Source organism: Aliibacillus thermotolerans, from assembly GCF_027853235.1.
GTDB classification, from domain to species: Bacteria; Bacillota; Bacilli; order Bacillales; family Marinococcaceae; genus Aliibacillus; species Aliibacillus thermotolerans.
The window spans coordinates 25,489-35,072 of sequence record NZ_WKJG01000034.1 but is presented as its reverse complement, the minus strand read 5'-3'; the positions used below and the strand labels follow the sequence as shown (position 1 = coordinate 35,072).

At 39.0% G+C, this 9,584-nt stretch carries 11 protein-coding genes; 1 reads left to right on the top strand and 10 read right to left on the bottom strand.

The window, feature by feature from the left end; translation table 11 throughout:
* The first annotated feature begins 163 nt into the window (after positions 1–163).
* Positions 164–739, top strand: a complete 576-nt coding sequence (locus GJS40_RS05630; protein ID WP_270896812.1) for a DUF7010 family protein — start codon at positions 164–166, stop codon at positions 737–739.
* A gap of 71 nt (positions 740–810) precedes the next feature.
* Here GJS40_RS05630 and GJS40_RS05625 read toward each other — a convergent pair whose 3' ends face one another.
* The 10 genes from GJS40_RS05625 to GJS40_RS05580 form a co-directional block, all read right to left on the bottom strand.
* Entirely contained in the window at positions 811–2,205 is a 1,395-nt protein-coding gene (locus GJS40_RS05625) for a hypothetical protein (RefSeq protein WP_270896810.1), read from the bottom strand.
* 69 nt (positions 2,206–2,274) lie between these two features.
* Positions 2,275–2,472, bottom strand: coding sequence for a hypothetical protein (locus GJS40_RS05620; protein WP_270896808.1), 198 nt, complete (start codon positions 2,470–2,472; stop codon positions 2,275–2,277).
* A 172-nt stretch (positions 2,473–2,644) separates the two neighbouring features.
* The gene (locus tag GJS40_RS05615; RefSeq protein WP_270896806.1) at positions 2,645–2,893 is read right to left on the bottom strand and encodes a ferredoxin; all 249 of its coding nucleotides are present in this window, start codon (positions 2,891–2,893) and stop codon (positions 2,645–2,647) included.
* A 19-nt stretch (positions 2,894–2,912) separates the two neighbouring features.
* Positions 2,913–3,899 carry an NAD(P)/FAD-dependent oxidoreductase gene (locus tag GJS40_RS05610; RefSeq protein ID WP_333723879.1) on the bottom strand — a complete coding sequence of 329 codons (987 nt, stop codon included), beginning with the start codon at positions 3,897–3,899 and terminating at the stop codon, positions 2,913–2,915.
* A gap of 34 nt (positions 3,900–3,933) precedes the next feature.
* Positions 3,934–4,479 (bottom strand): chromate transporter, encoded by a 546-nt coding sequence (locus GJS40_RS05605; RefSeq protein ID WP_270896804.1) that lies wholly within the window; start codon positions 4,477–4,479, stop codon positions 3,934–3,936.
* 1 nt (position 4,480) lies between these two features.
* Entirely contained in the window at positions 4,481–5,074 is a 594-nt protein-coding gene (locus tag GJS40_RS05600; protein ID WP_270896802.1) for a chromate transporter, read from the bottom strand.
* Positions 5,075–5,136: 62 nt separating this feature from the next.
* Positions 5,137–5,616 carry a GlcG/HbpS family heme-binding protein gene (locus GJS40_RS05595; protein ID WP_270896800.1) on the bottom strand — a complete coding sequence of 160 codons (480 nt, stop codon included), beginning with the start codon at positions 5,614–5,616 and terminating at the stop codon, positions 5,137–5,139.
* Positions 5,617–5,629: 13 nt separating this feature from the next.
* Entirely contained in the window at positions 5,630–7,093 is a 1,464-nt protein-coding gene (locus tag GJS40_RS05590) for an aldehyde dehydrogenase family protein (RefSeq protein ID WP_270896799.1), read from the bottom strand.
* Between the two features lie 78 nt (positions 7,094–7,171).
* On the bottom strand, positions 7,172–7,891 hold the full coding sequence (locus GJS40_RS05585) for a TenA family transcriptional regulator (RefSeq protein WP_270896798.1): 720 nt from the start codon (positions 7,889–7,891) through the stop codon (positions 7,172–7,174).
* 158 nt (positions 7,892–8,049) lie between these two features.
* The gene (locus GJS40_RS05580) at positions 8,050–9,510 is read right to left on the bottom strand and encodes a hypothetical protein (RefSeq protein WP_270896796.1); all 1,461 of its coding nucleotides are present in this window, start codon (positions 9,508–9,510) and stop codon (positions 8,050–8,052) included.
* Positions 9,511–9,584 lie beyond the last annotated feature (74 nt).

The following is a 9,584-nucleotide window of genomic DNA, read 5'->3' as shown; positions in this document are numbered from 1 at the left end:
AAGTTGCGAGAGTAGTTTTTATGAAACTGCCCTCGGGCAGTTTCATAAAAACTACTAACTTCGGCAACTGACTAAAAGTGTATGATCTTATTTATCGGAAACTGTATAATTTAGTTTATCAGTCACAACGTTTCATATCGAACCTCACTTAAATATGGAAAAAGTGGATTGGAGTGAATCCTTTGGATATTTCGGAATTACGGAATCACCTTTCTATCAACATAAAAATGGCATCGCTTTTTTACTATCCGCAACAATCGTATGGTCTGTGATTACGGTCATTTTTACTTTACCGCTTTCTCTCCACACAAAAAACATTTTCACGCTCATTTCTACAGGATTGATTTTTCCCACTGCAATTCTATTGTCAAAAATAATAAAAGCGGATTGGAAAAACGATGACAATCCTTTGAATATTCTGGGGATTCACTTAAATATAGCACAGCTCCTATATTTTCCTATTATTTTTTGGGCATTTATCCAATCTCCCGCCGACATGATTATCTTTTTTGCCATTATTACCGGTGCTCACTTCTTTCCGTACGGTTGGTTTTATCGCGCCCCTGCTTATTACATCATGGCTCCTTTCATCTCAATTACCATGATGCTCGTTGGATGGACACTTGCACCTACTACGTTATGGTGGGTTCCTATTGTCATGGTCATATCTCTTGTTATCCTCATTTTTTGGTTATATGGAGATTACAAACGGAAGTGTACGTCTCCTGAGAAGCAGTAGTGTGCTAAAAATTAAAAAACTCGCAAACAGCGAGTTTTTCATTGAAAAATTGTTTGACGGTAGTAAGTAAATTAACTAGTAAACATATAAACCCCTTGTAAAAACACAATTAACATAACCAAAAACGTCGTGCAAAATGGAATGTTCCAATTGGAAATTTTAAAAGGATCTCTATTGATAATGTTAGACATTACGCCAATCGTTGCATTATAAGGTCCCATCAGAAAGGCGGGAACTGCGCTTCCTAGCATTGCTAAAGCCAAAACGAAGGGGGATATTCCTAACACGCTTGGATCCAAAGCTTCCACTATGAGCACAAAAGTTACCGCAGGATGAAGACCGGCAAAAGCAAATAATAAAGGTATAAAAGGTAGAATCACTAAAAATAATTGAATCCCCGTGAAACTAACTACCTCACTGACAACGGAATTGATAGTGCTATTGATTCCCGATAAATGAATGGCTGATATGAAAAATCCGGCTGATAAAAATAGAAAAAATTGATCTTTCATCTTTGGTAAATGGTTTTTAAAATGTTCTTTCAATCCAACAAAGTATTCTTTTGTTTTTCCTAAAATGGAGGTCCAGACAAATGAAAATGGAATAACTAAAAGACTGATTAACAACATAAAACTTAGTTCTTTCAATTGTTCAATCGAAATAATCACTAAATTTAACAAGATGATAGCAATAAATATGTGTGATAAACGAACGAGTGAACTTTTTCCATTTGTCTCTACAGTGGCAGCCATTTCCTTTTTTGTTCTTGTCATTTCTTGGTGCATGATCAGATGATTTTCTTTCCGCGTATAGATAGTAACCATCACCCAATCTAAGAGAAGACCAACGATACTTAACGGAATAAGAAGTTGAATCATACTTCCATAATGGACACCTGTCATCTCGATGACTATACCGACAATCGGAGTGACTGGCGTCCATAAAACAGGCATTCCAAATCCGTGGGTGATCGAACGGGCCATAAATCGCTCTTTATCTTGAATAGGGTAATTTTTGAGCGACGAACGGATGGAATAATAAGTCATAGGAAGTGCAGCCAAGTTCATAAAGGAACTTAAAAAATAAGAGACACCAGACGACACCATGTATAATTGCTTAGAATTTGATACTTTTCTTTTTATTACATTCTCAACATCATTGGAATAATTACCTAATCGTATCGGTAGGGCAAGAATAGGAATCAATGCAAAAAGAGTGAGTAAATTTAACATAGGTCCAAACGCAAAAATGTAATCAAATATTGACGCATCACTCATAAACATTAAAAGAATCCCAAAAGTTAAAAATAACACGCCAAAAGTTAAAACGATTTTCCCTACGTATCTCACACTACAAATGACAGCAAGTAATGCGGCAATGGAAAGCATCGTCTCTAATATGGGATGATAGAATAATTGATTGATAAGGTAAATAACGATAGCGGATAAAAATATGAAGCGAATCATGATCAAAAGCCACCTTTTCCTCTTTGGATATCTACTCTTAAACAGAGAAATGAACAAGGGAATACTCTCTTAAATGACTGGTGGACGACAATTTACTTGAAAATGATTGTCCTCTTCTTTGAAATGGATTAACCAAGTACACGTTTTACATTTCTCTTTACAAGAAAACTTGTGCAATGGACATGGAACAAAGTCATTCTCATAGCCATACTCTTCTCTTTCTTTAAAAATATGTTCGCTCCAATTTAATTGCTTAGGTATTCTCATAAAATCTCCACTCCTAGTCTCTTTTAGTATATTGTATACCAAAATTGCGCAAAAGAAAAGCCTTGTGTAAAAAATATTTTAAAAGAGTGGAGTTTGTTAAAATCCCTTTCATTTTGTGAAAGAAAAATGACGATTCTTTCGGGCAAAATGAAAGGGTTTTATGTGGTTCTTTTTATTCTCCTACCCGCACTTTATGAGTGAATGGAACATCTTGAACTTTGATGGATTCCGATGGACAACATTCTTCTGCTTCTATTAAATCTTCTTCTAATTCTTCCGGTACTTCTTGCGAGCCCGTATTATCGTCTAAAATAACGTGTGAAAGACCTTCTTCATCATATTCGAAAATATCTGGAGCAATTTCTTCGCAAGAACCGCATGAAATGCATGTATCTTTATTTACCCAAGTAAATTTAGCCATTTTCTTCTCCTTTCTATCTTTACGCCATGACAGAAGTGCTGTGTAATGGCTGAATTTTTGCCTCTGGATCAATGTATGCCTTCGCATTATTCACAGCAGTCGGTGCTTCACCAAACCCTGTCGCAATCAATTTTACTTTTCCATCAAAAGTAGTAATGTCACCTGCTGCATAGACGCCTGGAATATTTGTTTCCATTTTTGAATTCACGACAATGGAGTTTTTTTCTATTTCAACTCCTATGTTTTTCAACGGACCAAGGGAGGAAATAAATCCATAGTTCACGACTAACTCGTCGAGAGAAAGATGTTCGATTTCCTCTCCTTCTCCTGATTCTACGATGAGTGTCTCAATCTGCTCCTCTCCAATCACATCAATAGGTTGATAAGGAGTTTTCACTTCCACACTTGAGTCAAACAACTGTTTCACACTATGCTCATGGGCCCTAAATTTATTGCGACGATGGACAATCGTAACTTTTTCTGCGATCGGTTCTAACATTAATGCCCAATCGACGGCAGAATCACCGCCACCACAGATTACTACCTTTTTTCCACGAAAGGTTTCCAAGTCCTTAATAAAATAGTGAAGGTTCTTATTTTCAAATTTTTCTACCCCATCAATTTTTAATTTTCTTGGTTGAAAAGCTCCAACACCAGCAGTGATAATTACTGTTTTCGTTAAATGGGACTCCTTGTTTGTCGTTAAACGAAATAATTGATCATCCAATTTTTCAAGGCCTTCAACCGATTGTTCTAAACATATGGTGGGATTAAATTGATTCATTTGTTCCTCTAATGATGCAACTAAATCTTTCGCTTTAATTTTAGGGAAACCAGCTACATCATAAATATATTTTTCAGGATACAATGCACCAAGTTGCCCGCCTAATTGGGGCATACTTTCGATTATTTTCACGGATGCCTGTCTCATTCCTGCATAAAAAGCAGCAAAGAGACCGGCGGGCCCACCACCTACAATAGTGATATCAAATACTTTATCTTCCATGATGCGTAACCTCCGATTATAAAGTTCATCCGTCCTATGAAATAATCAGGCCGGACATAAACAGCCCGCCGTAAAGCAAAGCCCCAGCAATCACTAAAGCTGGATGGGTTTTGAACTTTTCTAGAAACAGATAACTTAGCACGGTCACTATCATTAAATGAATGAGACCACTGTCTTCAAAAGAAGTATAAATAAATTGAATCGCTAATACTCCTAACAAGATGGCAATCACGGGTTGAACAGAACGTGTCATATATTTAATTTGCAACGAATCTTTAAACATAGCAGCAAATTGAAGGAGGATAATAACCGCAATGGCAGAAGGCGCAATTGTCGCAACTAACGCAACCAATGCACCTAACACTCCCCCCACTTCATAACCGATAAAGCCACCAAGTTTGGTTGCAATCGGTCCTGGTAGTGCATTAGCAATCGCTAATAGCTCACTGAATTCATGGAGTGAGACCCATTCATATCGATTCACGACTTCATTTTGAATAAGAGGAATGGTAGCCGGCCCCCCTCCATAACCTAGTAAATTAGCTAGAAAAAATGCCCAAAATATTTCAACATATACCATGTCACTGAACCTTCTCTCTGCTCTCTTGTTCGAAATTCTGTTTCATCGTTTTTCTTCCACGATACGTTGCAAATATAAAAGCTGATGTTAAAAAAATAGCGATCACGATTCCAGGATGAAGAGTAAGGATTTGTAATAATAAAAAGGCAAAAACCGCTAATATCATTGCCCAACGGACTCCTAACCCTTTGGAACCTTTTTTAAGAAAATCCAATGCCATCATGAACAACATGACTGCTATGACTGGGGTTACTCCTTGCACCATCCCACTAATGAATGGAGAAGAACGAAAAGAGTAAAAAAAAGTGAGTATACCTATTAATGCGATTAAAGAAGGGAGAATGTGAGCTGTCACAGCGACAATAGCTCCTAAAGGTCCCTTTACTTTGTAACCAATATATGCTGCCATCTTTGTAGCTATAGGACCCGGCAATGTATTTGCAAGTGCTAATGTTTCGCCAAATTCATCGCTATTCATCCATTTATAGTTTTTAACCGCTTCATACTCAATTAATGGAATGACTGATGGCCCACCGCCATACCCTAACACACCTGATCTAGCAAATCCTATCATAATTTGTAAATAGGGATGCAACTTATTCTCTCCCTCCTTTTAGGAAATGAAGGCGGCTGTGGGAATCAGCGCGCCTGAATTTTCTAAAGTTTTATATCTGGTTCGGTGAGTACCTCATGTCCTTCACTTTTCAAATGTTCGGCTAATGCTTCCAGTGCAGCCACACCAACAGCGGTATCCTGTTCTCCATTGCCACCGCTTACACCAACCCCACCGATGACTTCATTATTCACAACGATTGGAAAACCTCCAACAAACGTTGCAAATTTACCCGGAATCATATGTTGTATACCAAATGCTTCATTTCCTGGCAGTACAGGTCCACTAGGTTCGCGGTTAAATAAATGAGTTGAACGTTTATGTCCCGCAGCAGTAAATCCTTTCGCCATTGCTATTTCCGGTCCTGTTACTCGGGATTTATTCATTCGTTCCATGGCGATGACAAATCCACCGCTATCCACAATAGCAATCGTTTCTAGAACGTTAATTTCTTCTGCTTTTTTTTTCGCTGCTTCAATCATTAATTTTGCTTCTTCTAAAGTTAATTCATATACTTGGCGCATAAAAACTTACCTCCTAATAACCTACATACACAGTTTTAATTTGAGTAAAGAACTCCATACCAGCACGTCCTGACTCTCTAAAAGTAGAAGTGCTCGATTTTTTCAACCCACCGAATGGAGCGTTAATCAAATTACCCGTCGTCGTACGATTTACTTTTACTGTTCCTGCTTCAATATCATTTGTAAATTGTTTCGCTCGTTTTACATCATTTGTAGCAATGGATGCAGCTAATCCGTATTCAACACCATTAGCAATAGTAATTGCTTCTTCGTAAGAATTGACAGTGATAATCGCAATCACCGGTCCGAATATTTCTTCTTGTGCAATTCTCATATTTGGAGTCACTTGTGAAAAAATGGCCGGTTCTACAAAGTAACCCTTTTCAAAAACACCATCGGTTAAGTGTCTTCCCCCATACTCCAGAGAAGCTCCTTCTTCTTTTCCAATCTGAATATAGTTTAAAACAGTTTCTAACTGTTTTTTGTTTGCCAAAGGACCGATTTTTGTTCCTTCGTTCAATCCATCACCAATTGTCATTGCTTTCGTTTTTTCAATGAGCTTTTCTTTAAATTTTTCTGCTACTGTCTCCATCACAATGACACGGCTCGTTCCTGTACAAGCTTGACCTGTAAGTGCAAATCCACCATTCACTGCCAGTTGAGCAGCGTGGTCTAAGTCTGCATCATCCATCACAATTAATGGATTTTTACCACCTAACTCCATTTGCGTTCTCGTCGTAAAAGACGTTTTCCTATGAATGTCTTCTCCCGCACTTGTGGAACCGGTAAAAGTGATTGCTTTAATCGCTGGATGTGTGATGATTTGATCTCCAATCTCTGATGATCTACCTGTCACGAAGTTTATGACACCTTTTGGTATACCGGCTTCATGAAAAGCTTCCACTAAACGGTATCCAATGAGCGGTGTATCCGAAGATGGTTTAAAAACTACTGTATTCCCTGTCATAAGTGCAGGTGCGATTTTTCGTGCAGGAATAGAGATTGGAAAGTTCCAAGGAGTAATGACAGAAACAACTCCTAACGGCTCTCGTACCGTGTAGACATCCAAGGCAGGATCGTCATTAGGAAATGTTTCTCCCGTAAAGCTAAGTCCTTCTACCGCATAGTAGCGTAAAGTTTGAGCGGATCGTTTCACTTCCCCAGTGGCAACTGAGATGATTTTGCCTTCTTCTCTTGTCAATTCTTTTCCTATTTCTTCTGCTTTGCTTTCAAGGATGTCTGCTGCTTTATTCAAAACTGCTGCTCGTTTCGACGGTGCCAGAGCAGCCCACGATGGAAAAGCTTCCTGAGCTGCCTGAATCGCTTTTTCAACATCCTCACCAGTGGAAGATTGAAAACGACCAAGGATATCCTCTGTATTCGCAGGGTTAACACTTACAAACGTATTTGCACTCTCGCTTTCTTGCCAAACTCCGTTAATATAATTACTGTAGGTTTTTACGTCTGTTTGTAACAAACTACCACCCTTTTCCTGAATATTCGTAATGTTTAGGCAGCTTCCAATCGGAAACTGCCTTTCTTTTAGTTTAGTTAATTAAACTCCCGCTTTTTGAAGATCTTCTTTCAAGTAAGCTTCATAAAGACCGTCCATGTACATCCGTCTCATGTCAGCTCCTGTACGCACAATTTCCAAACATCTTTGTTGCAATTCTGGTGTGTCTGCATATTTTAGCACGATAGAGTATCCACGTTCACCGTGAATTTCGTCAGACACAATGTGAAGGTCGAAAAACTCAATTTCTTCATCAGTAAATCCATACTTTTCACGAAGAATTGGCGTTTGTTTTCTGTAAATCGCCGGTACTTGAGATTCTAATCCAACCACTAATGCTGCTGTTGCTACCACAAAGTTTTCTCGAACTGCTACGGAATAACACCAGCTTTGGAGACCTAATGTAGTAGGGAGCATATTTTTTGGATCTTCTACTCTTTCTCTTGTTGTTCCACATGTTTCAGCGAAACGGATAAGTAAATCTGTGTGACGATCGGCAGCTACTTCTTCTTCATACATATTTTGTAGAATGAAGTCTTTTGCGTCTCTGCATTCTTCAGGAGTATTTGCGTACATGTATGCTAAATAGTCTGCAAAAGGTCCAACATAGTGGTAGTGGTTTTCTGCCCATCTAGCAAAGTGTTTTCTTTCCAACTTTCCTTCTGCCCAAGCTACTGTAAACGGAGCTGCTTCACTATGGTTTCCTTTAATTGCCTCCTCTAGTTCTTTTCTAAATTCCTCACGGGATAATAATTTTGCCATTGTTTATTCCTCCTTAAATAATTAAATATAAATGAAAACAAATTTGATATTTTGTATTTGGTATACCAAATTGTTAATTACAAGTATAGGGCAGTAATGACTCCTTGTCAATACATTTTTTTAATTTTTTTAATATTTTTATTCATTCATGGGATCGCTTACATTAAAAAGATCGCTAAACAAGTGGCGACAAAGAAACCACTCATGACGGGAATAAAATTGCGACGCACCAAATCAATTGGTTTTACTCCTGCAATCCCGGCGTCAGCAACTACTCCAAACGCCCAAGCAGTTAATGTTCCCCCTCCGACAAAAATGGTGACTACTTGTCCTAAAGAAGCTAAAACAGCAACATCCACTCCTGCATTGCCTCCTAATGAAGCCGCAAGAGACCCTACGAGTGGAAGACCGGAAAAACCTGAGCCATCTAATCCTGCGAGTATCGATACTAGGACAATCCCAAAAGTCAAGAATATTTCATTGCCAGCGAAATATGGAGCTACGATTGCACCCAAATCAAACAAAAAGCCAGGTGCGCCTTCTCCTAGAATCGTTTGAGAGTGCTCCGGACTTCCCATGAAAAAGAAACCGGCAATCGGGATGATTGGAGCGAAAATTTTTATCGCAAAGAAAAATCCTTCTCGAATATGACTTGCTAGGCGATCAATGGACTGGAATCCTTTATTCAAAAACGTTGCTACAATAAGTAAAGCTACCGCACTTCCTCCTAGCAATGCCGTTGCATCTCCCCCTTGGATCGCTTCAAAATGAGGAGAAAAAGAACGGAAAATCATTGTTGCTACGATCACTAACAATGTGATCGGTACAAAGAAAGCAAGAAACTTCGTTCGAAAAGGTGGTTTTTCAACTGTCGCAGCGATTTCACCTTTCGTCTGTTGTCTTTCAGTATCTTGTTCCTCTGTTTCTTCGGGTAATTCCGCCGTTAGTTTTCCATTTTTCATATCTCTTTTTACAAGGTAAAAACCAATCGCCACTGCTAAGGCACCTGTAACTACTGAAAAAAGAGCGGTAAATGGAAGCAGCGTTGTCGTTTCTATCCCAGAGGCCGACGAAGTTAGTTGTGTCGCTCCTTGAATGACTAAGTCACTAGATAAAGCAATGCCGTGTCCCATGAGATTCACTGCGACAGCAGCGCCCATCGCTGGAAGTCCAGCCCTCATGGCAACTGGAATGAGTACGGTTCCCACTAACGCAATGGCAGGAGTCGGCCAAAAAAAGGAGGCAGCAACATACATCACACATCCTAGGATAAAAAAAGCGGTTGTTGGTGTTTTCATCAATTTTTTCACCGGTTGAATCATTAGAACATCTGCCCCAACATCTTGTAGCGCCTTTAACATCGCCACCATGAGAGAAATAACAACCATGATCTCAAGTAACTCCGTGCCTGCCACTAAAAATGAAGTGAAAACTACCTGAGCTCCTCCGATAATCATAGAGCCGATTCCTTCTCCGGTATGGTAGAGGAATCCGATCAGATAGCTTCCTAAAATACACGGTAGGATGACATCTTTTCGAAACAAGATGCATGTAAAGATGGCTACAAGAACTAATACAAATATCCAGTGTGGAGCTGTGATCATCAAACCTTCTCCCATATTATTCCTCCTTCAATCATTTTTTAGTATTCATATAATTACTCGTTTCATTACCTACTACTTTTTGGCACCAC

Coding starts and splice junctions, on each gene's coding strand:
- GJS40_RS05625 (WP_270896810.1), bottom strand. CDS start 2,205: ATGATTCGCTTCATATTTTTATCCGCTATCGTTATTTACCTTATCAAT.
- GJS40_RS05620 (WP_270896808.1), bottom strand. CDS start 2,472: ATGAGAATACCTAAGCAATTAAATTGGAGCGAACATATTTTTAAAGAA.
- GJS40_RS05615 (WP_270896806.1), bottom strand. CDS start 2,893: ATGGCTAAATTTACTTGGGTAAATAAAGATACATGCATTTCATGCGGT.
- GJS40_RS05610 (WP_333723879.1), bottom strand. CDS start 3,899: ATGGAAGATAAAGTATTTGATATCACTATTGTAGGTGGTGGGCCCGCC.
- GJS40_RS05605 (WP_270896804.1), bottom strand. CDS start 4,479: ATGGTATATGTTGAAATATTTTGGGCATTTTTTCTAGCTAATTTACTA.
- GJS40_RS05595 (WP_270896800.1), bottom strand. CDS start 5,616: ATGCGCCAAGTATATGAATTAACTTTAGAAGAAGCAAAATTAATGATT.
- GJS40_RS05585 (WP_270896798.1), bottom strand. CDS start 7,891: ATGGCAAAATTATTATCCCGTGAGGAATTTAGAAAAGAACTAGAGGAG.
- GJS40_RS05580 (WP_270896796.1), bottom strand. CDS start 9,510: ATGGGAGAAGGTTTGATGATCACAGCTCCACACTGGATATTTGTATTA.